21 protein-coding genes are annotated in these 25,532 nt (G+C 63.8%); 10 read left to right on the top strand and 11 right to left on the bottom strand.

Going from position 1 to position 25,532, the window contains the following annotated elements:
* Positions 1 to 4: 4 nt before the first annotated feature.
* From EYV96_RS14095 to EYV96_RS14085, 3 genes are all read right to left on the bottom strand, one after another.
* Positions 5 to 451 carry a response regulator gene (locus tag EYV96_RS14095; RefSeq protein WP_131152170.1) on the bottom strand — a complete coding sequence of 149 codons (447 nt, stop codon included), beginning with the start codon at positions 449 to 451 and terminating at the stop codon, positions 5 to 7.
* Entirely contained in the window at positions 448 to 2,244 is a 1,797-nt protein-coding gene (locus tag EYV96_RS14090; RefSeq protein WP_131152169.1) for an ATP-binding protein, read from the bottom strand. Before EYV96_RS14090 ends, EYV96_RS14095 begins: the two co-directional genes overlap by 4 nt.
* Before the next feature lie 108 nt (positions 2,245 to 2,352).
* Positions 2,353 to 4,689, bottom strand: a complete 2,337-nt coding sequence (locus EYV96_RS14085) for a GH92 family glycosyl hydrolase (protein WP_131152168.1) — start codon at positions 4,687 to 4,689, stop codon at positions 2,353 to 2,355.
* Between the two features lie 145 nt (positions 4,690 to 4,834).
* On the opposite strand from EYV96_RS14085, the gene EYV96_RS14080 reads away from it, so the two are divergent.
* The 4 genes from EYV96_RS14080 (at position 4,835) to EYV96_RS14065 (ending at position 9,422) form a co-directional block, all read left to right on the top strand.
* On the top strand, positions 4,835 to 5,887 hold the full coding sequence (locus EYV96_RS14080) for a LacI family DNA-binding transcriptional regulator (protein ID WP_131152167.1): 1,053 nt from the start codon (positions 4,835 to 4,837) through the stop codon (positions 5,885 to 5,887).
* Between the two features lie 103 nt (positions 5,888 to 5,990).
* Complete coding sequence (gene fucP / locus EYV96_RS14075; protein WP_240732609.1) at positions 5,991 to 7,223, top strand: L-fucose:H+ symporter permease; 1,233 nt, start codon at positions 5,991 to 5,993, stop codon at positions 7,221 to 7,223.
* 7 nt (positions 7,224 to 7,230) lie between these two features.
* Positions 7,231 to 8,208: a carbohydrate kinase family protein gene (locus EYV96_RS14070; protein ID WP_131152165.1), complete on the top strand. Its 978-nt coding sequence runs from the start codon at positions 7,231 to 7,233 to the stop codon at positions 8,206 to 8,208.
* Positions 8,205 to 9,422: an AGE family epimerase/isomerase gene (locus tag EYV96_RS14065; RefSeq protein ID WP_131152164.1), complete on the top strand. Its 1,218-nt coding sequence runs from the start codon at positions 8,205 to 8,207 to the stop codon at positions 9,420 to 9,422. The genes EYV96_RS14070 and EYV96_RS14065 overlap by 4 nt, the downstream gene beginning before the upstream one ends.
* 43 nt (positions 9,423 to 9,465) lie before the next feature.
* Here EYV96_RS14065 and EYV96_RS14060 read toward each other — a convergent pair whose 3' ends face one another.
* The 3 genes from EYV96_RS14060 to EYV96_RS14050 all read right to left on the bottom strand — a co-directional run bounded on the left by EYV96_RS14060 (position 9,466) and on the right by EYV96_RS14050 (position 11,782).
* Positions 9,466 to 10,713 carry a hypothetical protein gene (locus EYV96_RS14060; protein ID WP_131152163.1) on the bottom strand — a complete coding sequence of 416 codons (1,248 nt, stop codon included), beginning with the start codon at positions 10,711 to 10,713 and terminating at the stop codon, positions 9,466 to 9,468.
* A 62-nt stretch (positions 10,714 to 10,775) separates the two neighbouring features.
* A complete protein-coding gene (locus tag EYV96_RS14055; RefSeq protein WP_131152162.1) occupies positions 10,776 to 11,186 on the bottom strand; it encodes a hypothetical protein in 411 nt (136 codons plus the stop codon).
* Between the two features lie 35 nt (positions 11,187 to 11,221).
* Complete coding sequence (locus EYV96_RS14050) at positions 11,222 to 11,782, bottom strand: energy transducer TonB (protein WP_131152161.1); 561 nt, start codon at positions 11,780 to 11,782, stop codon at positions 11,222 to 11,224.
* Between the two features lie 171 nt (positions 11,783 to 11,953).
* On the opposite strand from EYV96_RS14050, the gene EYV96_RS14045 reads away from it, so the two are divergent.
* The 5 genes from EYV96_RS14045 to EYV96_RS14025 are packed head-to-tail and all read left to right on the top strand — an operon-like array spanning position 11,954 to position 19,579.
* The gene (locus tag EYV96_RS14045; RefSeq protein ID WP_240732561.1) at positions 11,954 to 14,263 is read left to right on the top strand and encodes a TonB-dependent receptor; all 2,310 of its coding nucleotides are present in this window, start codon (positions 11,954 to 11,956) and stop codon (positions 14,261 to 14,263) included.
* Positions 14,264 to 14,290: 27 nt separating this feature from the next.
* Positions 14,291 to 16,297 (top strand): serine hydrolase, encoded by a 2,007-nt coding sequence (locus EYV96_RS14040; RefSeq protein ID WP_131152159.1) that lies wholly within the window; start codon positions 14,291 to 14,293, stop codon positions 16,295 to 16,297.
* A gap of 11 nt (positions 16,298 to 16,308) precedes the next feature.
* Positions 16,309 to 17,301: a dipeptide epimerase gene (locus EYV96_RS14035; protein WP_131152158.1), complete on the top strand. Its 993-nt coding sequence runs from the start codon at positions 16,309 to 16,311 to the stop codon at positions 17,299 to 17,301.
* Positions 17,302 to 17,325: 24 nt separating this feature from the next.
* The gene (locus EYV96_RS14030) at positions 17,326 to 18,645 is read left to right on the top strand and encodes a peptide MFS transporter (RefSeq protein ID WP_131152157.1); all 1,320 of its coding nucleotides are present in this window, start codon (positions 17,326 to 17,328) and stop codon (positions 18,643 to 18,645) included.
* Positions 18,646 to 18,655: 10 nt separating this feature from the next.
* Positions 18,656 to 19,579, top strand: coding sequence for a MurR/RpiR family transcriptional regulator (locus EYV96_RS14025; RefSeq protein WP_240732559.1), 924 nt, complete (start codon positions 18,656 to 18,658; stop codon positions 19,577 to 19,579).
* Between the two features lie 113 nt (positions 19,580 to 19,692).
* On the opposite strand, the gene EYV96_RS14020 is transcribed toward EYV96_RS14025, so the two are convergent.
* The 4 genes from EYV96_RS14020 to EYV96_RS14005 form a co-directional block, all read right to left on the bottom strand.
* Positions 19,693 to 20,226, bottom strand: coding sequence for a TlpA family protein disulfide reductase (locus EYV96_RS14020; protein ID WP_131152155.1), 534 nt, complete (start codon positions 20,224 to 20,226; stop codon positions 19,693 to 19,695).
* 150 nt (positions 20,227 to 20,376) lie between these two features.
* Positions 20,377 to 20,958, bottom strand: coding sequence for a single-stranded DNA-binding protein (gene ssb / locus EYV96_RS14015; protein ID WP_131152154.1), 582 nt, complete (start codon positions 20,956 to 20,958; stop codon positions 20,377 to 20,379).
* A 112-nt stretch (positions 20,959 to 21,070) separates the two neighbouring features.
* Positions 21,071 to 22,060: a VTT domain-containing protein gene (locus EYV96_RS14010; protein ID WP_131152153.1), complete on the bottom strand. Its 990-nt coding sequence runs from the start codon at positions 22,058 to 22,060 to the stop codon at positions 21,071 to 21,073.
* A gap of 80 nt (positions 22,061 to 22,140) precedes the next feature.
* Positions 22,141 to 23,343, bottom strand: coding sequence for an MFS transporter (locus EYV96_RS14005; protein WP_131152152.1), 1,203 nt, complete (start codon positions 23,341 to 23,343; stop codon positions 22,141 to 22,143).
* 217 nt (positions 23,344 to 23,560) lie between these two features.
* On the opposite strand from EYV96_RS14005, the gene EYV96_RS14000 reads away from it, so the two are divergent.
* Positions 23,561 to 24,553, top strand: coding sequence for a polyprenyl synthetase family protein (locus tag EYV96_RS14000; RefSeq protein ID WP_131152151.1), 993 nt, complete (start codon positions 23,561 to 23,563; stop codon positions 24,551 to 24,553).
* A gap of 187 nt (positions 24,554 to 24,740) precedes the next feature.
* Here EYV96_RS14000 and EYV96_RS13995 read toward each other — a convergent pair whose 3' ends face one another.
* A complete protein-coding gene (locus tag EYV96_RS13995; RefSeq protein WP_131152150.1) occupies positions 24,741 to 25,529 on the bottom strand; it encodes a dienelactone hydrolase family protein in 789 nt (262 codons plus the stop codon).
* Positions 25,530 to 25,532: the final 3 nt, after the last annotated feature.

Genomic DNA, 25,532 nt, shown 5'->3' with positions numbered 1-25,532 from the left:
ACGGTTAATCCTGTTCGGGCCCCTGATTCAGCACGGCCCAGAACTGGCCGAGCGTGCGGACGGCTTCGAAAAACTGATCGACATCCACGGGTTTGATCACGTAAGCATTGACGCCAAGGTCCCAGCTGCGCGCCAGATCGCTTTCCTCGCGCGACGAGGAAAGGATCACCACGGGAATGCGCCGGAAACGCTCTTCCTCGCGCATGCGCGTGAGCACCTCCAGGCCATCCATGCGCGGCATCTTGATGTCGAGCAGGACGACCGACGGATCAATCGGATCCCGACCGCTGAACTGCCCGCGACAGTAGAGGTAGTCGAGGCAGTCCACGCCGTCTTCGACATGGATGACCGGGTTGGCGAGATTGGCGTCGTTCAGCGCCTCCATGGCCATTTCGGCGTCGGCCAGGCTGTCTTCGACCAGAAGGATGGTACGGATATCTCGATGGTTCATTGACGTTCCTGCGCGAAGCTATCCGCCAGGTCCGAAGCGGGCAAAGTGAAGTGGAAACGTGCGCCCTGTCCTGGCTGTGCATCGGCCCAGACCTTGCCACCGTGACGCGACACGATGCGCCTCACGTTGGCCAAACCGATGCCATTGCCCGGGAATTCCGATGCCCGGTGCAGTCGTTGGAACACGCCAAACAGCTTGCCGGCGTATTGCATGTCAAAGCCGGCGCCGTTGTCGCTCACCACAAACTCGTAGTCGCCATTGGTGCTGCGATGGACTTCCACGTTGATGCGCGCCACGTCGCTGTGGCCCGTGTATTTCACCGCGTTGCCCAGCAGGTTCTGCCAGACCGTGCGCAACATGTTTTCGTCGCCGATGACGATGGGCAGCGGCGCGATGGTCCACATGATGCGGCGGTTCTGCACATCCGATTCAGCAAGGACGCGCGCCTCTTCCGCCAGGGACTGCATGTCCACCGGCTGCAGGCGCAAGGCGCCGCGACCCAGGCGTGAGAACACCAGCAGGTCCTCAATCAGCAGGCCCATGCGCTTGGCCGCGTCGTTGATGACGCTGATGTAGTGGCTCGTCTTTTCGTCGGCGCCGGCACCCAGGTGCTGTTCGAGCTTGTTGGCAAATCCGGCGATATGGCGCAGGGGCGCCCGAAGATCGTGCGATACCGAATAGCTGAAAGCCTCCAGCTCGCGGTTCACGTCGGAGATCTGCGCGACCTTGCCTTCGAGCTGGCGATTGAGTTCCTTGACCTGCTGCTCCACCAGCGCGCGCGCGGTCACATCGCTGACGGTCAACAACAGCACCGGCTCGCCACCATCCCCCTGCTGCAAGCGGCGGGCGTTGATCACCACGTGGCGATCCACGCCATCGACCGTGCGCTGGATCAGTTCGTAATCCCACAATTCGCGGTCGAGCAGCAGGACATCATTGAGTCGCTGCAGCAGCGCGCTGTCACGCCATGCCCCTTCGCCGATTTCCACCAGGGCCATCGACTGGCGATGTCCGGGCAGCAATCCATAGAGCTCGCTAAACGCGGCATTGACCAGCAAGGTGCACAGCTTGGTGTCGAGCAGGGCGATCGGCTCGCGCACGGCCTGCACGATCATCTGCGAACGCTGCACGGCCTGGCCGGCGCGCTCTTCGGCCATCAGGCGACGACTGATCTGGCGCTCGGAGACGATCACCACGATGCCCAGCAGGATGATCTGCGCGGCCGCGGTAATCGACAGCACCAGGCTGCTGTTGAACGAGGCGCTTTTCGCTTCTCCGCGCCGCGAGGACAGGGTGGTGTCTTCGCTTTGGACGATGCCGTCGATCAGCGAGTCCATCTGGAACAGCGACACCGAATCGCGCAAGGCGTCGGTGGCACCTTCCTTGTCGCCGACCTTCAGGCGCATCACCGCCTGCTCCATCAGGGCCAGGCGCCCGCTGACCGTGCTGCTGAGGGCACCGATGCGCGCCTGCTGGTCGGCGCTGTCCAGCGTCATGTTGCGCAGCTGGTTGAGCATCACCGGGACTTCCTTGGTGGCCCGGGTGGCGCGCTCCTTGGTCTGCGCGTCGTCGGCGCCGTCCATCAGGCGGTACATCGCCGCTTCGCTGTCACGGGTGACGTAGGCGATGCGATAGGTCAGCGATTTGACTTCGGAGGAATGCGTGACGCGCTCATTGGCGGCAATGGCGTCACGAGACCCGCTGCGGGTCACCATGAAGGGCAAGGCCACGATGACGAGCACGGCGAACAGTAGCCCGCCGAGGCGCCAACGCAGGGCCACCCGGTCCCGCATACGGGGCCGGGTGACAGGCGGAGCTTTCCGTGAAGCATGCTGCATGCGAAGCATGGTTACAGAATCCTCCCATGCTCGCCACCCGACAGATCAAGTCGGGAATCCTTCTTAGCGTTTATAGGAACTGGTCGAGGCTGGGCGTGAGCCTTCACTGACACCCCAGGCCTTCCCCGGCTGCGCCTGCATGGTGAAGTGCAGCTCGCCACCGGCCAGGATCTCGCCGTGTCGCAGAAAGACCCGATCCAACGGCTTGCCGTTGAGGGTGACGCTGCCCACGTAGGGGTGCGCGTCATCCAGCGGGGCAGCCGTGACCGTGAAGGTCTTGCCGTTGGCCAGGTGCAGGGCGGCCCTCTTCACGAACGGCCGGCCGATCGCGTACTCGTCGCTGGCCGGGGTCACAGGGTAGAAACCCAGCGCCGTGAAGACATACCAGGCCGACATCTGGCCCAGGTCATCGTTGCCGGCCAGTCCGTCCGGACGCGGGGCGTACTGGCTGTCCATGATCTGCTTCAGGCGGGCCTGGGTTTTCCAGGCGGCCCCGGCGTAGTCGTAGAGATAAGCCAGGTGGTGACTCGGCTCGTTACCGTGTGCGTACCAGCCGATCAGGCCCGTAATATCTTCGACATGGGCAAAGTGGGACTTATCCACCTTGGCGTCGAACACGCTGTCCAGCTTGGCAGTGAACGCCTGGTCCCCGCCCATGGCGCCAATCAGGCCGGCAACGTCCTGCGGCACATACCAGGAGTACTGCCAGGCATTGCCTTCGGTGTAATCGCTGCCATAGCCGGCGGCATCCGGATCAAACGGTTCACGGAAGCTGCCGTCGGTCTTGCGCGCGCGCATGAAGCCGGTCTTTTCGTCGTAAGCGTTGCGCCAGTTGGTCGCACGCTTGCCAAAGGCCTGCGCCACGTCGTCCTTGCCCATGGCCTTGGCCATCTGCGCGATGGACCAGTCGTCGTAGGCGTATTCAAGGGTTTTGGAGGCGCCTTCAGGCTCTTTGTCGATCGGCACGTAGCCGAGCTTCATGTAGTCGCCAAGTCCGCCGTACGGTGCGTAGGTGGCACTGGCGACCATGGCCTTCATCGCCGCGTCGGCGTCGAAGCCGCGGATGCCCTTGATGTAGGCGTCGGCAATCACGGGCACGGCGTGGTAGCCGATCATGCACCACGTCTCCAGGCCCTGGTATGCCCATACCGGCAGGATGCCGAAGGGGCTGGCCTCACGCGCGGCGATCAGCGACTTGATGAAGTGCACGCTGCGATCAGGCTGCAGCAACACCATCAGCGGCTGCTGCGCGCGGTACACGTCCCACAGTGACCACGTCGAATGGAAATCGAAGCCCTCCGCGCGATGCACGTTGTTGTCGGGGCCGCGGTATTCGCCATTGACGTCCATGCTCAGGGTCGGTGAGAGCATGGCGTGGTACAGCGAAGTATAGAAACTGGTCCGCTGCGCCTTGGGTGCATCGATATCGACCACCGAGAGCACGTCGTCCCAGGCCTTGCGCGCCTCGGCCCGACGCGCGTCGAAGTCCCAGCCCTTGCCATCGCTGTCGAGGTTGGCGACGGCGTTGGCTTCACTGACGGGGGAAATGGCGACCTTCACCTCCAGCGGCTTTTTCAGCGCACCGAAATCAAAGACGCCCACCAGCGCCCGCCCCTGCTGCGCATCGCTGTCTTCGGCCTGGTTGCCCGGACCCTTGAAGCCTTTGTAGGACACGTTGGTTTCGCGATTGAGGATCTGGCGCGAGGTCATCGGCTGCGAGAAGCGCATGGCGAAGCACAGCTCCCGACCCGGGGCCCAGCCGCGCGTCTGGCGGCAGCCGGTGATGGTGCCGTCCTCGTGCACCCTCAGGTTCGACCAAAGCACCTTGCCGGGGTAGTCATAAATGCTCGGGCGCAGGTCCAGCAGGACATGCGCCGGCTTGCCGGCCGGGTAGGTGTAGCGGTGCCATCCGACACGGCGTCCGGCCGTGAGTTCGGCACGCACGCCATATTCACTGAGGGTCACGGCGTAATACCCGGCCTCGACCCGCTCCGAGTCGTGACTGAAGCCGGAGCGATAGCCACTGCCGGGCTTGGCGGGGTCACCCGGTTCGAGGCGGACGTCGCCGGCGATGGGCATCACCAGCACATCGCCCAGGTCCGAATGGCCCGAGCCGGAAAAGTGGGTGTGGGAGAAACCCAGGATGCTGCTGTCACCGTACTGGTAGCCGGCAGCCCATTTGTAGGCGTGCTTGAAGTCGGGCATCGCCGTGTCGGGAGAGAGCTGGATCATGCCAAAAGGCACCGTGGCGCCAGGGAACGTGTGGCCATCGCCTCCCGTGCCAATGCGCGGATCCACGTCCGCGGCGTTGCCGCTTTTCGCCGGCACGGCGCCAGCGGAAGTGCACAAGGCGGCCAACAGCGCGGCGGGCAGCCAGGCGCTTGCTCGGATCTTCCCCATCAGCATTTCTCCCCAGACCTGTTTAGATCGTTCCAAATGCCATACGCTAGCACCGCCAGCCCAGGCACTGCATGCTGCGGTGCGAGATCACTATCTGGCGCGGATCGACTACTTTTAGATCGTTCCAAACAACCTCAGGGCCGCCATGGAAAGCAGCGCTTCCATTCGACGAAAGATCACTTTGAACGACATCGCCGCCGGTTGCGGCGTATCGCGGGCCACCGTGTCACTGGTGTTGCGCGGCAGCCCCCTCGTCAACAAGAACACGCGGGCACGCGTGGAGGACGAGCTGCGTCGTCAAGGCTACGTCTACAACCGTGCCGCTGCCAACCTGCGGCGCCGCACGTCCTCCAGCGTGGCCCTGGTGCTGAATGACCTGGCCAACCCGTTCTTCGCGGAATTCGCGGCCGGCGTGGACGAAGTGCTGGCCGAAGGCGAGTTCGTCACCCTGCTCGGCAACACGGGCGAGTCGGCCGAACGCGAACAGGCGGTGCTCGGCTCGCTGATCGAGCACGGGCCCGGCGGCATCATTCTTTCGCCCGCCGAAGGCAGTGATGCGCGGCACGTGCTTGCCGCCGTCGGCACGCAAACACCGGTCCTGCTGTTCAACCGCGAGCTCGGCGGCAGCCTGCCCGAATACGCCCACTGGGATCGCCTGATGCTGGATAACCAGCGCGGCGCGAAGCTGGCCACCCAGCATCTGCTGGAGCAAGGCCATCGACGCATCGCTTTCTTCGGCGGCCATGACGATTCGAGCTCGGTGCACCAGCGTTTGGACGGCTACCGAGAAGCGATGCACGAAGCCGGCGTCGACGTACTGCCGCACTGGCGCGTCGAAACCGCGCCCACGCGCATGGATGCGGCGCGCGCAACCGAGCAACTGTTCGCGCATGACGCTGCGCCCACGGCGGCTGTCTGCTACAACGACGCCGTCGCGCTGGGCCTGATGCTGGGCCTCAACCAGCGCGGCATCAAACCAGGCGAGGACTTCGCCATCACCGGCTTTGACGACGTTGCGGAAGCCGCTTTCAGCACGCCGCCACTTACTACGCTGGCCACTGATCCGCGCGCACGCGGACGACAGGCGGCGCAGATCCTTCTCGCGCGCCTGCGCAATCCGCAAGCCGATGCCACCACCACGGTGGCGCCGGTGACGCTGGTGATCCGCGAAAGCAGCGCTCACCCGCCACGCTCCTGACCTCCACTAGGAACACGACATGGCCTTTGCTGCACCGCCTGCCGACACGTCGCGCCCGACCGACGGTACCGCCCACGAGCGCTACACGGATTACCCCGTGGCGATGGGTGTCGCCACCACGATCTTTTTCATGTGGGGCTTTCTCACCTGCCTCAATGACATCCTGATCCCTCACCTCAAGTCCGTGTTCGATCTGAACTACGCACGGGCCATGCTGGTGCAGTCGACGTTCTTCGGCACGTATTTCCTGATGTCCCTGCCGGCAGGCTGGCTGGTGCAGCGCCTGGGTTACAAGAACGGCATCGTGGCGGGACTGGCGATTGCCGGACTGGGCGCCGTGCTGTTCTGGCCGGCGGCGCAGGTGCACAACTACTACGTGTTCCTGTTCGCGCTGTTCGTGCTGGCAACGGGCATCACCGTGCTGCAGGTCGCCGCCAATCCCTACGTTGCGCTGCTTGGTCCCGAACGCACCAGCTCCAGCCGATTGACGCTGGCGCAGGCACTGAACTCGCTGGGCACGACACTGGCGCCGCTCTTCGGCGGCATGCTGATCCTGGCCGAGGCGGTGAAGTCGAGTGCGGACGTCGATGCCATGCCTGCCGCCGAACAGATCGCCTATCGCGCCGAGCAGGCGCAGTCCGTGCAAGGTCCCTATCTGCTGCTGGCCATCGTGCTGTTCCTGCTTGCCGTTTTCGTCTGGCTCTTTCGCCTTCCGGCCTTAACCGAAGCGACCGAAAAGGCCGACCACAAGCACCACACGTTGCGCGAAGCACTGAGCCACCCGCACGTCTTTTTCGGCGTGCTGGCGATTTTCTTCTATGTCGGTGCCGAGGTTTCCATCGGCAGTTTCCTGGTCAACTACTTCTCGCTCCCCGAGATTGGAAACATGACCGAGCGCGACGCGTCGAAGTACGTCGCGCTGTACTGGGGTGGCGCCATGGTGGGCCGCATCATCGGTGCCGGCCTGCTGGTACGCGCCAACCCGCGCCGCCTGCTGGCGCAGTTCGCCGGTGCCGCGGCCCTGCTGCTTGTCACCACCATCCTCACCCATGGCCACGTCGCCATGTACAGCGTTATCGCCGTGGGCCTGTTCAACTCGATCATGTTCCCGACGATTTTCGCGCTGGGTATCGAACGCCTGGGTCCGCTGACCGGCAAGGCATCGAGCCTGCTGATCATGGCGATCGTCGGCGGCGGCCTGCTGCCCTATGTGCAGGGCGCGATCGCCGATCAGGTGGGCGTCCAGCACGCCTTCGTGCTTCCCCTGCTTTGTTACGGCTACATCATTTTCTATGGCTTGCGCGGTTCGTTGATCCGTTCGGCAACACCTCACTGAGATCGTTATGTCACGCAATATCCTGTGCTTCGGCGAAGCACTGATCGACTTCCACAGCGAGGGCCGCGACAACCACGGCTTCCCGCGCAGCTTCATCCCTTTCGCTGGCGGCGCGCCGGCGAACGTCGCCGTGGCCGTCGCGCGCCTGGGCGGCAGGGCCGCCTTTGCCGGCATGCTGGGCAAGGATCTGTTCGGCGACATGCTGCTGCACAGTCTGGGCGACGCCGGGGTCGATACGTCGGCCGTTGCGCGCACCGATGAAGCCAACACCGCCCTCGCCTTCGTCGCACTGGATGCACATGGTGAACGCAGTTTTACCTTTTATCGTCCGCCGTCGGCCGACCTGCTGTTCCGGCCAGAGCATTTCAACGACGAAAGCTTCCGCCAGGCAGCGGTTTTCCACGTCTGCTCCAACAGCATGACGGACGCCCAGCTCGCCGAGACCACGCGCGAAGGCATGCGGCGTGCGCATGCGGCCGGTGCGTGGGTGAGTTTCGACCTCAACTTGCGGCCAGCGTTGTGGCCAACAGACGTCGATGCGCGCCCGCTCGTGTGGCCGGCGCTGCTGCTGGCAGACGTGGTGAAGCTCAGCGCCGAGGAACTCCACTGGCTCGCACAAGGAGACCAGGATGCCGTGCTTGAACGCCTGTGGCAGGGCCGCGCGCGTTTGCTCATCGTCACGGATGGCGCGCGTGCCTTGCGCTGGTTCCATCCTGACGCGGAAGGCGAAATGCCGGTGTACCACGTGCCGACGGTCGACAGCACCGCGGCGGGCGATGCCTTCGTGGGTGGCCTGCTGCACGGTCTGGCTGCACAGGAGAACCGCGCCGACCAACTCGATCGCCTTGTCGCCGAAATGCCGCGCCTGCACGCCATGCTGCGCTTCGCCGCTGCGTGCGGCGCCCTCACCGTCACTCGCCTGGGCTCCTTTGCGGCCATGCCTAACGAGACGGAAGTACTTGCTTTCATGGATACCCAGGCATGACCGACGCCTCGCTCCCCGCCTTTCGCACCATCACGTTCCTGCGCGAGCATATCGAGCGGACGATGGCTTTCTATCATCCGCATTGCATCGATCCCGACGGCGGCTTCTTCCACTATTTCAGGGATGATGGCTCGATCTACGACCACGGCCATCGCCATCTCGTCAGCAGCACGCGCTTCGTCTTCAACTACGCGATGGCGTCACGCGAATTCGGCAACGCGGAATACCTCGCCGCTGCGCGCCACGGCCTGCGTTACCTGCGCGAAGTTCACCGCAACGCCGAGACCGGCGGTTATGCCTGGACCATTCGCGACGGCAAGCAGGAGGACCGCACCAACCACTGCTACGGCGTCGCCTTCGTCCTGCTCGCCTATTCGACTGCGTTGAAGGCGGGCATCACGGAAGCGCGGGCCTGGATGGATGAAACCTGGGACCTGCTTGAGCTGCGTTACTGGGATGCGGACGCCGGGCTTTACCGCGATGAGGCCGACGAACACTGGAACTTCTCCGGCTACCGCGGCCAGAACGCCAACATGCACATGTGCGAAGCGATGCTGGCGGCGTACCAGGCCAGCGACGAGCCGTACTTCCTGGATCGCGCGCTGACCCTGGCCGATCACATGACGCGCCGCCAGGCCGCCAAGGCCAACGGCCTGGTGTGGGAGCACTATGACACCCAGTGGAACGTCGACTGGAATTACCACCTCGACGATCCCAAGCACCTGTTCCGCCCCTGGGGATTCCAGCCCGGTCACCAGACGGAATGGGCGAAACTTCTGATGATCCTCGAGCCGCTCCTGCTCGAACGCAATCGCGAGGAGCCCTGGATCGTGCCTACGGCCATGCATCTGTTCGACACCGCGCTCGAGCGTTCATGGGACGACTTGCATGGCGGCATGGCCTACGGCTTCGCGCCCGATGGCAAGGTCTGCGATGACGACAAGTACTTCTGGGTGCAGGCCGAGTCGCTTGCCGCTGCCGCCCTGCTCCATGCGCGCACGGGCCAGGCGAAGTACGACGCCTGGTATGAAAAGCTTTGGGAGTACTCGTGGAAGCATTTCGTCGACCACCAGCACGGAGCGTGGTATCGCATCCTCACGGTGGATAACCGCAAGTACAGCGACGAGAAGAGTCCCGCCGGCAAGACCGACTACCACACGATGGGCGCCTGCTACGAAGTGATGGAACTCATCCGGGCCGGCGGCACGCCCTGATGCAGAAAACCCCGGAGCGATCCGGGGTTTTCTTTTGGGGATGTCAGCCCGACAGGCGCTTGGCCAGCGCTTCCATATCCGGCCGCAAGGGGTCCTCCGGAAACGCGCGCATCAGCTTGCCCAGCAACACCACGCCTTCCGTGCCGCGATTGGGTTGATCGCCAAGCAGGCGTGCTGCCAGCAATCCCACCCGCGGCGTTTCCGGCGAATGGGGCCACTGCCGGAGATAGCTGCGTGACATCTGGAGCGCCAGCTGTGACATGCCGATGCGCGAGGCCAGATCGATCAGCGGCAGCGCCGTCACCGGATCATCCGGGATAAACGACGCATCGAGTTCAAGGCATTCCTGCACGACACCCAACGCGCGCCGTTCCTCCGCATTCGCCACCAGCGCAGCGATCCAGACCTGCCCGTGCACCATCAATCCTTCACGCATGCCCCGCTTGCGCATCAGATCCCGGTAGGCGCGATGGATGGTCGCGGGTGCCGCGCGATGTTGCAGGCGCGCGACGAACTGGTCGAGCGCGGCCTCGGGGTCGGTCTCCGCCAATTGATCCATCCGCACCACAAAAAGATCGTCGGCATCCTGCCCGCTGCGTTGGGCTATGACGGCCGCCTCCGGCTGCATCCCAAGATCTTCGTGCTGCTCGTGCACCATCGCTCCCATCAGCTGGAAATTCATGATGACCAGGCAAGCGACGGCATAACCGTATAGCGGCAATGCCAGCACTGCCGGCAAGTGCAGGCGCATCCACGTCGACACCAGCACCACAAGCGCAAAGGTCAGCAGGTTCAAACCCAGCGGAATGAAGTAGTGGAAGCCGAAGCGCCCCATCGTTCGCCACCAGGTGACGGGATTCAGCGCTGTGGCAAGATCCCCGTCGAAGGCCAGCGACATGTCGATGGCCGGCAACGCAAAGCCCAGCACCATGGCAAGCACCACCATCGATGGGATGTTGTAGACCACGCCGGCCGTCGCGCAGGCAACGACCACGAGGTGGATCACGGTCAGGATCACGCCCACGCGCGTGCTTTCTTCGACGCCCATGCCCGGCGGGTCGGCATAGCCGTTGGCCGCATGCAGCAGGCAGGCTGCGCCGTAACGCCACAACATTACCCAGAACGCCAGGGCCACCAGTCGGCCGAGCAGGCCAGGAAGGGCCGTTGCCAGATAGACGCCCGCCAGAATCAGGCACGTCACCAGTGCCGTGCCTCGCAAGGGGTAGCGCAACGCGCCAAGCAACAACTCACCCACCGACGCGCCCGTCCGCGACACGGCAATCTTTTGCATGAAAGGAGTCCCCTGACTCGTCGAAGCTCGGGCGATGTTAACGAATGACGCCGCGTTTGGGTTTAGCCCCGATGGCTGCTGCAATAGAGCAAGCCGCGCGCAATCGGTGGATCGCCGAAGAGCTTCGGGTCGGGATGGGCTGCAATGTAGTGGGCCGCCTCACTCAGGCTTTCGCGCTCTTTATCCGTGCAGGCGGGTGCCGTGCCGTTCGGCGATTCTGCCGCCAGGGACCACAGAGCCAACCGCAGGTTAATGGATACCTGGGTCTTGAGCCGCCCTGGGTCGTTCTTCTGCAGGGCCTCCGTCGAATAATGGACATCGCTGATCGCATTGGCGACTCGATTCTGGCTGTCCAGATAGCCGGCGATGGCAGCACCCTTCCCGATACCCTCGTAATAGCCGAATCCACCGCTGGCACCCATGAGCAAGGCCACGACGACTAACTGCAATGATCTGCGCCATCGGTTGGACACGGTGAGTTCTCCTGGCAAGGACTGCCATGCACCCGTTACAGGATGCCCGGGATCGGGTCGTCGCCGTGCACGGTGATTTCCACGACGCGCTGAAAAATGGATTCATAGCCGGCATACGGCATCGGGCTGCCGCTTTGCACGGCCCTGACAAGGGATTGGCGTTCGGCTTCGTTGTAGGGGCAGCCCGCATCGAACTCGGTGCGCATGACCTCGCCGCCAGGAAGCTGCTGGATTCGCACCCGACAGTCCCGATGGGCGACGGAACGTGGCCGTTCCCAGTGCGCCTGAATCCTCGCCTCGACGTCGAAGTGGTACCGCTCGGCCAATGAGAACAAGGCAAGAGCGTGGTCGAAGGATGGCTCTGGCGGCAGGCCGTGCGCCCGGCGGCACGCGTTGTACGCGCGAAACTCGGGAAAGCCATGATTCCCGTCTTTCCGGGCGTCGCTTTCGACCCTGTCCATGTGGGCAAAGACGGCGTCCATCCATTCCTTGCTGCAGGAGGGCCTGGGCTCCGCCGCATGCACCATAAGCGGCATCCACGCGGACAGCCCCGCCACAGCCGCCATCCGGCGCCATCCGTCGTACCGATCAGCCATGGCTCCCCCCTTGTTCGCCCCAGCCTACTGTCGCCCCTTGCCGCGGCCAAGTGACCCACCACCGTGACCCCGGCCCGGATCGATAACTGATAGCTACCTACCATTGACCTACCAAATGGTAGCGTGCTACCAATGGAGAAAGGCTTGTCACTATCTCCGGGGGGAGGTGTCGTGAATAACGTTCGTTCGCCGTTCGTTCGCCGTCATATCTGTACTGCCATCGCCGTGGTCCTGATGGGACCGCTCGCCGCCCATGCCTATCCGGGCGACGGCGACGAAGCAGCCACCAGCGCCCAGGGGCAGGCGCAAACCACCCAGTCGACGGACGCGAAAACGTCCACGTCGCCTGACAAGAAACCCGTGGAACTGGGCACGGTGATGGTCAGCGCCAACAAGCGCAGCGAGCGCTTGCAGGACGTGCCCATGGCGGTGTCGGTGATGTCGGATACGCAGCTGGAGCGCCAGCATGCGGTGAATTTCGCCGACTACGCCACGCAGATTCCGGGCATGAACTTCATCTCCAGCGGTGAAGGCCAGACCCAGCTGGTGCTGCGCGGCATCACCTCTGGCAGCGGCCAGCCCAACGCCACGGTGGGAACGTACATCGACGATTCGCCGTACGGCTCAAGCACGGTCTATTCGGCCGGCAGCGTGCTGACGCCGGACATCGACCCCAGCGACCTGCAGCGCATCGAGGTTCTGCGCGGCCCGCAGGGCACGCTGTATGGCTCGAACACTCTCGGTGGCCTGGTGAAGTTCGTCTCCACGCCACCGGATGCCACGCAGGCCAGTGGCCGGCTCAGCGCCGACGCCAGCAGCGTCGATGGCGGCGGCAACGGTTTTGGCGTGCGTGCCATGGGCAACGTCCCGTTGATCAAGGATCAGCTGGCCTTGCGCGTGAATGCCTACAGCCGCACTGACCCGGGCTACATCGACAACGTCAACACCGGTGACAAAGAGGTCAACGAGGTCAAGGTCGATGGTGGGCGCGCGCAGTTGCTGTGGACGCCCAACGCCATGTGGAACGTCCGTCTCTCCGCGTTGGCGCAAAACCTCAACAGCGATGGCATCGGCAACGGTGGCGTCGATGTCGACCCGAACACGTTGCGTCCGATCTATGGCGACGACAAGCAGTGGCGCGCCGCCGGCACCGGCCTGTTCAAGCTGAAATACCGCCTGTACGACTTGTCGATCAACGGTGACTTCGGCTGGGCCAAACTGGTTTCCACCACGAGCTACGGCACCCTGCGACTCAACGAAAACGTCGACGCCACCCAGGCCTATGGCCCGCTGCTCAACCCGGCCTTCGGCATCGATAACGGCGGCTATTCCATCGCCCAGCGCATCGCACTGAACAAGACCACCCAGGAACTGCGCCTGCAGTCGCCGACGGACCAGGCGTGGGAATGGCGAGTCGGCGTGTTCTACACGCAGGAAAAAACCACCGACACCCAGGACGTCATGTCGTTCGACGCCCTGACCGGCACGCCCATTGCGCTGCCCACGCTTGCCAGCCTCGCCATCGGTCCGGCCAAGTTCACCGAATGGGCCGGCTATGGCGACCTGACCTGGCATGCCACGGACAAACTCAGCGTGCAGGTCGGCGCCCGCTACAGCAGTGATGACACGACCTACAAGCAGACGGGCGACGGTGCGCTGACGGGACCGAGCGACTTCCAGACGCGCAGCAAGGATCACCCAACGACATATCTTTTCAGCCCGAGCTACAAGATCACGCCAGACACGATGACGTATCTGCGCATCGCATCCGGCTTCCGTCCGGGCGGCCCGAACGTCGGCGTGCCGCCGGGGCTGGGGGCACCGCTGAGCTTCGGTCCCGACAAGCTCACCAGCTACGAGCTCGGCCTGAAATCGCTGTTCCTCGAACACCGCATGAGCGTGGAGCTGGCGGCCTTCTACATCGACTGGAAACAGGTGCAGCTCACCACGTCGACGGGCGGCTTCAGCTTCCTCGGCAACGGCGGCAAGGCTTCGAGCGAAGGCCTGGAAGCGAGCTGGCGTTACTCGCCGGTCGCGGGCCTGACGCTTTGGGCGAACGCGACGTACACCAAGGCCGAACTCAAGGCCGACACACCGCCGGGTGGTCTGTACGGTTACAAGGGCGACACGCTCCCTTACGTGCCGAAGTGGAACGGCAACCTGGGCGTGGACTACAACTTCCCGCTCGGTGAAGGCTGGTCCGGTTTCGTCGGCGGCAACTACAGCTACGTCGGCTCGCGCGAGTCGGACTTCAACGCCGTGCCGTCGCCACGCATCCACCTGCCGAGCTATAGCAACATCGGCCTGCAAGCAGGCGTCAACCGTGCGAACTGGACGGTCACGCTGTACGCGAAGAACCTGACCAACCAGCGCGGCATCACGTCCACAGCCGCTCTGACGCTTGATCCGACGGCCAGTCCTTACCAGGCGTCGTACCAGACACCGCGCACGATCGGCATTTCCGCCAGCGTTGATTTCTAAGCTCGCCCTTCTTTCAGGAGTGATTGCATGAACCGCTTCTCCAAGCGCTGGGTGGCACTGTTCGCGGCACTGGCCGCGAGCACCGCCATCGCGCAGACACCGACCGTGCCCACACCCATTCCCGCACCGGCCACGTCCACCAATGCACCGGCACCGGTCAGCAACGTCGCCACGACGCCGGAGCTGACCCGCGAAGACCTGACCACGTTCTTTGACGGCATGGTGCCGTTCGCCATTCGCCGCAGCGATATCGCCGGTGGCGTGATTTCCGTGGTGAAGGATGGCCAGATCATCTACGCCAAGGGATTCGGCTATTCGGATCTTGAAAAGCGCACGCCGGTTTCGCCGGACGACACGCTGTTCCGCACCGGCTCCACGTCCAAGCTCTTCACCTGGACGGCGGTGATGCAGCAGGTCGAGCAAGGCAAGCTGGATCTGGACAAAGACGTCAACGAATACCTCGACTTCAAGATTCCGCCGTACAACGGCAAGCCGGTCACGCTGCGCCATCTGATGACGCATACCGGCGGCTTCGAGGAAGTGGCGCGCGGCTTGCTGCCGGCCACCGCAGACGAAGTGGGCCTGGAGAAGTACCTCAAGACGCATATTCCGGCCCGCATCTTTGCGCCGGGCGAAGTGGTGGCCTACTCCAACTACGGTTGCGGCCTGGCCGGCTATATCGTGCAGCGCGTGTCGGGCGAGGAATTCAACGCCTACATCAAGCACCACATCTACGATCCGCTGGACATGAAGCATTCGTCGTTCGATCAGCCGCTGCCGGCCGATCTCGCGCCACTAATGTCCAAGGCGTACAAGAGCGCCTCCGATGGCAAGCCGCAGCCGTTCGAGTTCGTGAACCCGGCACCGGCCGGCTCGCAGGCCAGCTCGGCCGTGGACATGGCGCACTTCATGATTGCGCACCTGCAGAACGGCCAGTACGACGGCAAGCGCATTCTCAATGACAAGACCGCCATCGAGATGCACAGCCCGCAGTACACCGCCGCACCGGGTCTGCCCGGCTTTGCGCTGGGCTTCTACCAGGAAGACCGCAACGGCCTTCGCATCATCGGCCATGGCGGTGACACGGTCGTCTTCCATACCGACCTGCACCTGCTGCTCGACAAGAACGTCGGCGTCTTCATGTCGTTCAACAGCGCCGGCAGCCACGAAGGCGGTGGCGTCCTGATGGTGCGTACGGCGATCTTCCATGCATTCCTGGATCGCTATTTCCCGCAGGCCGCGCCCGAGCAGCCGACGCTCTCCACCGCGAAGGCCGATGCCGCGCGCGTGGTGGGCACATACGAAGTCAGCCGTCGCAATGAAAGTGCGCTGCGCATGCTTTACCTGCTGACCCAGATCAAGGTGTCGGCCGATGAGAACGGCGAGATCTCCGTGCCGATGTTCGTCGACTACGCCGGCAAGCCGCTGCATTGGCGCGAAGTGGGTCCGCTGCAGTACCGCGAAGTGAACGGCAAGAACAGCCTCAACTTCGTCGTCAACGAAGATGGCAGCATCCGCCACTTCGCCACCGACTTCATCCCGGGCGTGGAACTGTTCCAGCGCGTCTCCAACGCAAGGAGCATGGGCACGGTCCTGCAGTGGGGTGGCTTGTCGCTGCTGGTGGTCTTCGCTGCACTGATCGTCTGGTTTGCGGGCTGGTGGATGCGTCGTCACTACCGCAGCACACTGGACCTGCCGCAGGAACTGCGTCGTTCGCGCCTGCTGTCGCGCCTGGGCGCCGTGAGCCTGGCGGTGGGTGTGGTGGGCTGGTTTGCACTGATCGCCGCCACGTCCGCCAACGAGAACCTGATGCTTCACGGCACGGCCGCGCCGTGGATGCTGCTGCTGTATGTGTTGTGCGTCATCGCGCTGCTCGGCGTCATCGCCATCGTGGTGCATACGGTTCGTACGCTGCACCCGGCCCGTCGCAGCAAGTGGGTGCGCATCGGCGAGATCCTGCTTGCGATCGCGGCGCTTTACCTGGCCTGGGTGATCGTGGTGTTCGGCATGATCAGCTTCAACGTGCGCTTCTGATCGAGGACACCATGAAGCTCAGCGCACATGTCGAAAAGGTTCCTCTGATCCATCCGTTCCATATCACCGGCTACACCTTCACGCACAACGACCTGCTGGTCGTGAAACTGCAGGATGGCACGCACGTCGGTGTCGGTGAAGCGTTGGGTGTGTACTACAAGCACGACACGCCGTACACGATGCTCGAACAGGTGGAGGCCCTGCGCCCCACCCTCGAGCATGGCATCACCCGGAAGGAGCTCCTCGAGCTCCTTCCCCCCGGTGGCGCCAGGCATGCCATTGATGCGGCCCTGTGGGATCTGGAAGCCAAGCAACGCGACATGCCGGTATGGCAGCTCGCCGGCATGGAACCGCCCCGCCCCTTGCTGACCACGTTCACGCTGGGTGCGGACGAGCCGGAGGTGATGGCGACCGAAGCGCGCGGTTTCGAAGGCGTCCGCGCGATCAAGCTGAAGCTGACCGACGACGCCCTGAACGCCGAACGCGTTCGTGCCGTGCGGGCCGCCTGCCCCGATGCGTGGATGATGATCGACGCCAACCAGGGCTTTACCCGCGAAACACTGGCGAGCGTCTTGCCGGCCTTCGTGGAAGCCCGCGTGGCCGTGGTCGAGCAGCCCTTTCCGGTGGGCAAGGAAGACTGGCTCGATGGCCTGGACTGCCCGATTCCGATTGCGCTGGACGAGAGCATCCAGGACCACCGTGATCTCGGCCTGGCCGTCGGCCGCGCCCAGGTCATCAATATCAAGCTGGACAAATGTGGCGGCCTGACCGAAGCGCTGATCCTCGCGCACAAGGCGCAGGAGATGGGTTTCAAGCTGATGGTGGGCAATATGGGCGGCTCGTCCTGGTCCATGGCACCGGGTTTCGTCATCGGCTCGCTGTGCACAGTGGTGGATCTGGACGGACCGATCTATCTTTCGGCAGACCGCACGCCTGCCGTGAGCTACCACGACGGCCACATCTGGTGTCCGGAAACTGTCTGGGGCGGGCCGGTAGCGGCCTGATTCCTCTTTGAGCAAAGGCAACGCATGACCACGACTGTCGCAGGGCCCCGGGAACGCAACTGGTTCGGCCATCCCATCGGCCTCACCGTGCTGTTTCTTACCGAGATGTGGGAGATGTTCTCGTTCTTCGGTATGCGGGCCCTGCTGGTCTACTACATGACCAAGCGGCTGGATATCGCGCAGGATCATGCGTCGCTGATCTACGGTACCTACGCGGCATTCGTGTACTTCACACCGGTGTTCGGTGGCATCGTCGCCGACCGCTGGCTGGGCAAGCGCAACGCCGTGATCATTGGTGGCGCCACAATGGCCCTGGGCCATTTCATGATGGCGTCGGAGTCGCTGTTCTACCCGGCCCTCGCGACGATTGCCTTGGGTAACGGGCTTTTCCTTCCCAGCCTCGCCAGCCAGATCGAAGGCCTTTACCGCCACGGCGATCCGCGCAGCAAGACGGCCTACAACGTGTATTACGTTGGCATCAATCTCGGCGCCTTTCTCGCGCCGCTCGTGTGCGGCACCCTGGGCGAAGCTTTGGGCTGGCACTACGGCTTTGCCGCCGCGGGTATCGGCATGGTGGTGTCGCTGGTGATCTATCTCGCCGGCAGCAAGCATCTGCCGCCCGAAGCGCCGCGTGCAACGGCCGAAGCGCCGCATCCCAAACACGATCATTCGATCCTGAAGCGCATGGGCTTTCTGCTTGGCATCGCCGCCATCGTGGTGATTTTCCGCGGCGCTTACGAACAGGTCGGCAATACCATTGCATTGTGGGCAGACGAAGGCATCGATCGCCAGGTCACGGCGACCTGGAGCATTCCGATGACCTGGTTCCAGTCGCTGGATTCACTGATCGTCTTCACCGCGACGCCCTTGCTGGTGGCGCGCTGGACGCGCCTGGCCAAGCGCGGGATCGAGACGCCCTGGCTGAAGAAGATGGCCTTCGGCGCGGCCGTGGTGGCACTGTCTTATGTGCTGCTAGGGGCAGTCGCAGGCTGGTCGAATGCACATGGCGTGCGCGCGCATTGGGGCTGGCTGGTCGCCTGGTTCGTCATGTTCACGTTGGGCGAGTTGTATATCCTGCCGGTGGGACTGGGTCTGTTCGGTCGCATGGCACCGGAGGGGCTGCGCGCCACCAGCATCGCCACCTGGTTCTTCGCCGGCTTCTTCGGCAACCTGCTGGCCGGCGCGCTCGGTACGCTATGGACGCCGCTGTCGCACGGCTGGTTCTTCGTGGTGATCGGGGCGGTCGCACTGGTCGCCGCGGCGTTGTTGTATGCGGTAGCCCTGCGACTGGGACACGTGGAAAAGGATGACAATGCCGGCATGGTTGCCATGCCGTCACGCTGAGCGGAAGACGATGACGACGAAGGATTTCCAGCAGAAACTCAAGGACCAGTGGGAAGTCTTCACTGCGTCCGAACAAAGGATCGCCAGTTACCTCCTGCAACACCCGCGCGACCTGCCTTTCGAAACGGCCGCCTCACTGAGCAAGCGCGTCGGGGTCAGCCCGATGACCGTCGGGCGCTTCTTGCGCACGCTTGGCTACGAAGGCTTTGGCGAACTGAAGGAGGAGCTGCGCGGCGATGGCACGTGGCGCCAGCTGTACCGCATCGCGGAAAACTCCAGTGGCCCGGACACGGTTTCCGCGCACCTGCAGGCCGAGATGCGCGCGCTGACCGAAATTCACGCGCTGGCTGGCACCAAGGAATGGAAGGCCATCACCAAGCTGCTCATTTCCGCCGACCGTGTGTCGGTGGCGAGCTTCCAGCACGGCGCCTTCCTCGGCATGGCCTTCGCCACCATGCTCCAGCAACTGCGGCCGCGCGTGAGCTTCAACTCCGGCAGCGACGGCGCTTACATCGACATGCTTCTGGACTCCACGCGACACAGCTGCGTGGTGCTGATCGACGTGCGCCGCTATTTCCGACAGTTCCGCCTGCTAGCGGAGGAAACGTCCAAACGCGGCATTCCGTTGGTGCTGATCACCGATTCGGAGTGCTACTGGGCGCGCGAGCTGACACCCCATGTACTGATGGCCGAGGCCGATCGCGTGTGGCACACGTACAGTGCTTTCATGAGCCTGTTCAGCCTGCTCACTGCCTCGATCGTGCATGAGGTGGGCGGTGTGATGGATCGGCTGGGCGACATCAATGATCTGCGGCAGAAGCTGGTTGGGTATATCGGCGCGCCGGTGGAGCCGATAGCTTTGTCGCTGAACAACGAGACGGAGAAACCTGCGCATCGCGGCGCCCCCAACAAGGCCGAACGGAAGCGCAGGTAAGGTTTCCGCGCCGTCGGTGAAAACAACAAGGCCCACGCAAAACGTGGGCCTTTCTTTTCGATCTGATCCGGGCCTGCCAGCACTTTTCGGAAGTCCAGGAACACGCTTTGCCGTCAGGACGAAGGCGCTGCCGCTTGGGTAGCAGGTTTCGCCAGCAGTTCATTCAGCTCGTCGGCAAGCGACTCAAGCGTGCTCTCGCCGTAGCCAACATGCACGTACGCCACCTTGCCGTCACGATCGACCAGCATGGTGCGTGGAATGGACGTTGTACCGTAGGTCTTGCCAACCTCGCCGGGGTCGTACGTGTAGATAAGATCGGGCGTTGCTTTGGTGAGCGCGCGGACCAGCTTGATGAACGTCTCGCGATCATCCTGATTCACGGCAACCACCTGCAGTTTCTCGGGACTGACAAGCTTCTGGATATTCGCCAGGACCGGGAATTCCTTCTGGCAGTACGTGCACCAGGATGCCCAGAACGCCACCACCACCACCTTTCCGTGCATGGCGCTGATGTTGATGTCGTCGCCATGACGCGTTTTGCCGAGATAGTCCGGCGGCGTATCGCCAGCCGATACCTGGGCGTGGGCGACGGTGACGAAAAGAAACAACGATACGGCCATCAGTAGCCGCTTGAACCGTGCCGACATGCTCCCCCTGTGTTCGCATAAGGCCGTTGGATCATATTACCTGAAGGGCATCGAGTCGCTTCTGCATCGAGGCTCCGGCGCCATCTGAAAAAAAACCCCCGACGAATCGGGGGTTTTTCGGAACACAAATGTCTGAGTCCAGGACACGTCTCAGAACGGGATATCGTCATCATCAAAGCTGTTGTTCTCGACCGGCGGCGGAGTCGACTGGCGCTGTTGCTGATTGTTGCCGTAATCGTTGCCACCGCGCGAACCGTAGTCGTTACCGCCGCCGCGCTGGCCGCCACCGCCACCGCCGTAGTTGCCACCACCGCCACCACCACCCTGGCGCTGCTGACCACCACCCTGCGAACGCTGGAAGCCACCGCCACCACCGCCGCCGCCACCTTCACCGGCGTTGCCGCCGAGCATCTGCATTTCGTTGGCGATGATGTCGGTGCTGAAACGCTCGACGCCATCCTTGTCGGTGTACTTGTCGGTGCGCAGCGAACCTTCGATATAAACCTGGCGACCCTTCTTGAGGTACTCGCCGGCGATTTCGGCCAACTTGCCGAAGATCTTCACCCGGTGCCACTCGGTGCGTTCCTGGCGCTCACCGCTCTGCTTGTCGGTCCACTGTTCGGAGGTGGCGATGCGCAGGCTGGTGATGGCCGTGCCATTACCGGTGTAGCGGGTTTCGGGGTCGGCGCCGAGATTGCCGACGATGATGACTTTATTGATGCCACGCGCCATGGAGTGCTTCCTGTGTTGACCGCCCGTACTTGAAGTGAATTACAGGCGGGATTGTTGTTGGCGGAGCATGATACCGGGCTGCCGGCTCATGGGAAGCGACTCAGGGGTCGGATTACGCTGCTGATTGTGTCGGGAACTTGCCCGGCACCATGTCCACGGGCGCCGCCGGCAGCCGTTCGACCGGATAGCCAGCAGCTTCCCAGGCATCCAGGCCACCCAACAGCGGCCGGACGCGACGATATCCCTGCGCCATCAAGGCCTTGGCCGCCGTGGCAGCCGACACCTCGTTAGGACAGGCGCAATACAGCACCAGCTCGGTCTCGACCGGCACGTCGTGGACGGCCAGGTCGATGCCTGCCAGATCGGCAAGCACCGCGCCCGGGATGATGCGGTCATCCATCTGGCGGGACAGCGCAGAACGCACGTCCACCACCACGGGCTTGTTGCCGCCGACATACGACGCCTGCAGCTCCTCGACCGAAATGCGTGCCATCCTCAGGGCCCTGATCAGCCGCTGTCGTTGCCACCACTTCACCAGGACATAGATCGCCAGCAGCACGCCCATAGTCTGCAGGGCGATGGTGCCGGCCTGGGAGATCGCCAGCAGCACCCGGTCGATCTGCGGGGCAAGCGCATACCCCGCCGCCACCGTCACAGCGACCCACAGCAGTGAACCCAGGGTGTCGAACAGCACAAACGCCCCCGATCGCAGGCCCAGCGCGCCCACCAGTGGCGGTGCCACCGTCGACAGCCCGGGCAGGAACTTGGCGACCAGCAAGACCCGTCCGCGCCAGCGCTCGAAACGGGCGGCGGACTGTTTCACGCAGGAATCGGGCGACAGGGACACCCGGCAGATGGTGCGCAGCACGCGCGAGCCATAGCGCCGCCCGGCCAGATACCAGGCGCCATCGGCGATCAGGCAGGCCAGGACGGCCGCGCCAACCAGGCTAGCCAGCGGAAGCTGGCCATTGGCCGCCAGGGCGCCCGCCACGACCAGGGTAGGCACGGCAGGCACCGGGACGCCGGCCTGTTCGACCAGGACATTCAGGAACACCAGCAACACGCCGTACTGGGTCAGCAAGACGATGATTTCGTGTGCCATGGCAACGCCCGCAAGCCGCATCCGCGCCGGGAAGGGCCTTGATCATTGGGCCGTCGACGCGGCTTTGCAATGGCGCCGGGTCAGGCGGCAGCGGCCGCCATGGCGGCCTGGGCCGTGATGCGACGCGCGCCCATCACCACCAGCGGCAACCAGAACAGTGTCAATGCCGCCGCCGCGACGAATACGCCCGACGTCCCCAGCTTGCCGAGCGCGATGCCGCCCACCGCGCCACCGATGAAGGCACCGATGAACTGACTGGTGGAATAGGCACCCATCGCTGCCCCGCGGAGATTCGCCGGGGCCAGACGCGACACCAGGCTGGGCAATGCCGCTTCGAGCAGGTTGAACGCCGAGAAGAACACCGCCGCCATCACGCCCAGCAAAGCCATGTGTTCGCCCGACCACGCCATGCCCAGCAGCGACACGCCAATGGCGACCACGCAGATCGCCACGATGCGCAGGCTCTGCTGCACTTCGCGCATGCGGTGCATGCAGGCCCCCATGACGAAGGCCGCGATCGCCATGACCGGGAGATACACCTCCCAGTGGCGATTCACCGGCAGATGCAGCTTGTCGGCCAGCAGCAGCGGCAGTCCGACAAAGCTCGCCGTCAGCAAGGCGTGCAGGAAGAAGACCGAGCCATTGAGCACCAGCATGCGGCTGTCGCGCAGCATGCCCAGCACGCCACCCAGCGATGCCGACGCGGGCGCCTTGGGTCGTTCCGGCGTTGGCACGATCAGCCAAAGGAGGGCCAGCGACGCCAGCGCGAGGATCGACGTGGCGCCGAACAGTCCGGAAAGGCCACGCACCGCCTCCAGCGGCGGCCCGAGGATCAGCGCCAGCAGGAAAGCCACGCCAATCGAGACACCAATGATGCCCATCACCTTGCCGCGGTTTTCCTCGGCCGTCAGATCGGCTGCCAGCGCCGTACCCGCGCCTGCGACGGCACCCATGCCCTGAAGAGCACGACCGATGACAATGCCCGTCAAAGAATCCGACATGGCTGCCACGAATCCTCCGACAGCGAACACCACCAGGCCCAGAGTGATCGCCGGCTTGCGGCCGATGCGATCGGACAGCAGCCCCAGCGGAATCTGCAGCATCACCTGACCCAGGCCGTACACGCCCAGCGCCAGACCGATCATCAGCGGCGTCGCATCCGGCATCTGCTGCGCATACAGCGAAAATACCGGCATGATCAGAAACAGGCCAAACAGGCGCAGACTGATGACGCACGCCAGGGTCAGCGCGCTGCGCAGTTCGGGTCGGGAGAGTTTGGCCACTGCAACCACTCGTGTGAGCCGGCAACAGGGCCGGTTGATCGGAATTCGCCGGCAATTATAAGGGCATGAACCTGACCGCCCCTGCGGCCGCGCGTCGCGGGTAGCGGCATACCCCCGACAAAGCTGCCGGAATTGGCTGATCAGCCCTCGCCAAAGGGCAAACTCTGCCCGCCTGCCCCTATAATCAAGGGCTACGCCCGCAACAAGCTACGAACCGATGCCAGCCGAAGCCATTCGCCCCGCCGATTTCGCCGCCGTGCGCGCACTTGCCGCCGACGACATGCAGCGGGTGGATGCGCTGATCCGGCACCGCCTGTCCTCGGACGTGGTGCTGATCAACCAGATCGCCGACCACATCATCGCCAGCGGCGGCAAGCGCCTGCGCCCGATGCTGCACGTGCTGGCTGCCCGTGCCGCCGGCTACCAGGGCGAAGAGCACGACAAGCTCGCGGCCATCATCGAGTTCATCCATACCTCCACGCTGCTGCATGACGATGTGGTCGACGAGTCCGACCTGCGCCGCGGCCGCAAAACGGCCAATGCCCTCTGGGGCAACGCCGCCAGCGTGCTCGTGGGCGACTTCCTGTATTCGCGCTCGTTCCAGCTGATGGTGGAGCTCGATGACATGCGCATCATGCGCATCCTCGCCGACACCACCAACACCATCGCCGAGGGCGAGGTGCTCCAGTTGCTCAACATCGGCAACGCGGATGTAAGCGAAACAGCCTACCTGGCTGTCATCGAACGCAAGACCGCCGTGTTGTTCGCCGCAGCGACCGAGCTGGGCGGCGTGCTGGGCGGCTTGCCCGAGGACCAGATCGCCGCGCTGCGTCGTTACGGCATGGAACTGGGTTACGCCTTCCAGATCGCTGACGACCTGCTCGATTACGTCAGCGACGCCGATACGCTGGGCAAGAACATCGGCGACGATCTCGCCGAAGGCAAACCCACCCTGCCGCTGATCTATGCATTGCAGTCCGCGACGCCCGAACAGGTTCAGTCGCTGCGCCACGCCATCGAGCATGGCGGCCTGGATTCCCTGGATCGCATCATTGCGTCCATCCGCGACTCCGGCGCACTGGAGCGCACGCGCGATCGCGCGGTCATGCATGCCGATGCCGCACGTGAGGCACTGACGAACTTGCCGCCTTCGGCCTATCGCGATGCGCTGGCAACGCTGGCGGATTATTCGGTGCAGCGCACGTTCTGATGCGTCAGGTCGGCCGCGCTGCGGCCTGTGAAGCCGGCGCGCTCCGCGCCCCTGTAAAGCCGGCGGCCATGCCGCCTGTGAATGGGAAGGACGATGCGCGCACCACTTGCCGCACCCGGCTTTTCCCCGTTCACCCTTTACAGGCCGCAAAGCGGCCGGCTTTACCGGGGCGCGAAGCGCCCCGAACTCACGGAACGCCGGCGAACGCCGACTTCAGCCAATCGTGCATCTGGCGATAGCTGCGCTTGGCGGCGCGCTCGTCGTAGGCGCAGCCTTCGCGATGCTGGTCGGTCTCGGTGAAGCAATGCACCGCATTGCCGAGCACCACAAACTGCCAGTCGGCCTTGCTGCCGCGCATCTCATCCATGAACTTGTCGGCATCGGGCATGGTGCCCTTGTCGTCGGCACCGTTGAACACCAACACGCGCGCCTTGATCTGCTTGGCCAGCGAAGGATCATCGGTGGCGAGGCCGCCATGGAAGGAAACAACCGCAGCGACGTCTGCACCGCTGCGCGCCAGATCCAGCACCGCCGTACCGCCAAAGCAGAAGCCGATGGCCGCCAGTTTGGACACGTCCAACGGCGATGACTTCGCCTGCGCCTTCAACTGGGTCAGCGCTTCGTTGATGCGCTTGCGCATCAGCGTGCGATCACCGTAAAGCGGTTTCGTGGCCGCCTTGGCCTGATCGTCACTGGTGGGACGCGAGGCTTCACCGTACATGTCAGTGACGAGAATGACGTAATCCTTGCCGGCAATGGCTTCGGCCTTTGCCACGGCACCGTCGTTCACGCCGTACCAGTTGGGCACCATCACCAGACCGGGACGCTTCGTGGTGACTGAGTCGTCGTACACCAGGACGCTCTTGAACTTCGTGCCGTCCTGTGTCCACTCCACCGCCTTGTGGACCATCTTCGCCTGCGCGGAAAAAGCCAGGCCCATGAGCAACAGGAAACCACCCAGACGTGCCGTGCGCATACT

Source organism: Dyella terrae (assembly GCF_004322705.1).
Lineage (GTDB): Bacteria > Pseudomonadota > Gammaproteobacteria > Xanthomonadales > Rhodanobacteraceae > Dyella_D > Dyella_D terrae.
Note: the sequence above shows the minus strand (reverse complement) of the source record. Positions and strands in the feature narration are given on the sequence as shown.

What these genes read in the sequence shown, in the direction of transcription:
- EYV96_RS14095 (WP_131152170.1), bottom strand. Translation starts at nt 451, where the DNA reads ATGAACCATCGAGATATCCGTACCATCCTTCTGGTCGAAGACAGCCTG.
- EYV96_RS14090 (WP_131152169.1), bottom strand. Translation starts at nt 2,244, where the DNA reads ATGCGGGACCGGGTGGCCCTGCGTTGGCGCCTCGGCGGGCTACTGTTC.
- EYV96_RS14085 (WP_131152168.1), bottom strand. Translation starts at nt 4,689, where the DNA reads ATGGGGAAGATCCGAGCAAGCGCCTGGCTGCCCGCCGCGCTGTTGGCC.
- EYV96_RS14080 (WP_131152167.1), top strand. Translation starts at nt 4,835, where the DNA reads ATGGAAAGCAGCGCTTCCATTCGACGAAAGATCACTTTGAACGACATC.
- fucP (WP_240732609.1), top strand. Translation starts at nt 5,991, where the DNA reads ATGGGTGTCGCCACCACGATCTTTTTCATGTGGGGCTTTCTCACCTGC.
- EYV96_RS14070 (WP_131152165.1), top strand. Translation starts at nt 7,231, where the DNA reads ATGTCACGCAATATCCTGTGCTTCGGCGAAGCACTGATCGACTTCCAC.
- EYV96_RS14065 (WP_131152164.1), top strand. Translation starts at nt 8,205, where the DNA reads ATGACCGACGCCTCGCTCCCCGCCTTTCGCACCATCACGTTCCTGCGC.
- EYV96_RS14060 (WP_131152163.1), bottom strand. Translation starts at nt 10,713, where the DNA reads ATGCAAAAGATTGCCGTGTCGCGGACGGGCGCGTCGGTGGGTGAGTTG.
- EYV96_RS14050 (WP_131152161.1), bottom strand. Translation starts at nt 11,782, where the DNA reads ATGGCTGATCGGTACGACGGATGGCGCCGGATGGCGGCTGTGGCGGGG.
- EYV96_RS14040 (WP_131152159.1), top strand. Translation starts at nt 14,291, where the DNA reads ATGAACCGCTTCTCCAAGCGCTGGGTGGCACTGTTCGCGGCACTGGCC.
- EYV96_RS14035 (WP_131152158.1), top strand. Translation starts at nt 16,309, where the DNA reads ATGAAGCTCAGCGCACATGTCGAAAAGGTTCCTCTGATCCATCCGTTC.
- EYV96_RS14030 (WP_131152157.1), top strand. Translation starts at nt 17,326, where the DNA reads ATGACCACGACTGTCGCAGGGCCCCGGGAACGCAACTGGTTCGGCCAT.
- EYV96_RS14025 (WP_240732559.1), top strand. Translation starts at nt 18,656, where the DNA reads ATGACGACGAAGGATTTCCAGCAGAAACTCAAGGACCAGTGGGAAGTC.
- EYV96_RS14020 (WP_131152155.1), bottom strand. Translation starts at nt 20,226, where the DNA reads ATGTCGGCACGGTTCAAGCGGCTACTGATGGCCGTATCGTTGTTTCTT.
- ssb (WP_131152154.1), bottom strand. Translation starts at nt 20,958, where the DNA reads ATGGCGCGTGGCATCAATAAAGTCATCATCGTCGGCAATCTCGGCGCC.
- EYV96_RS14010 (WP_131152153.1), bottom strand. Translation starts at nt 22,060, where the DNA reads ATGGCACACGAAATCATCGTCTTGCTGACCCAGTACGGCGTGTTGCTG.
- EYV96_RS14000 (WP_131152151.1), top strand. Translation starts at nt 23,561, where the DNA reads ATGCCAGCCGAAGCCATTCGCCCCGCCGATTTCGCCGCCGTGCGCGCA.
- EYV96_RS13995 (WP_131152150.1), bottom strand. Translation starts at nt 25,529, where the DNA reads ATGCGCACGGCACGTCTGGGTGGTTTCCTGTTGCTCATGGGCCTGGCT.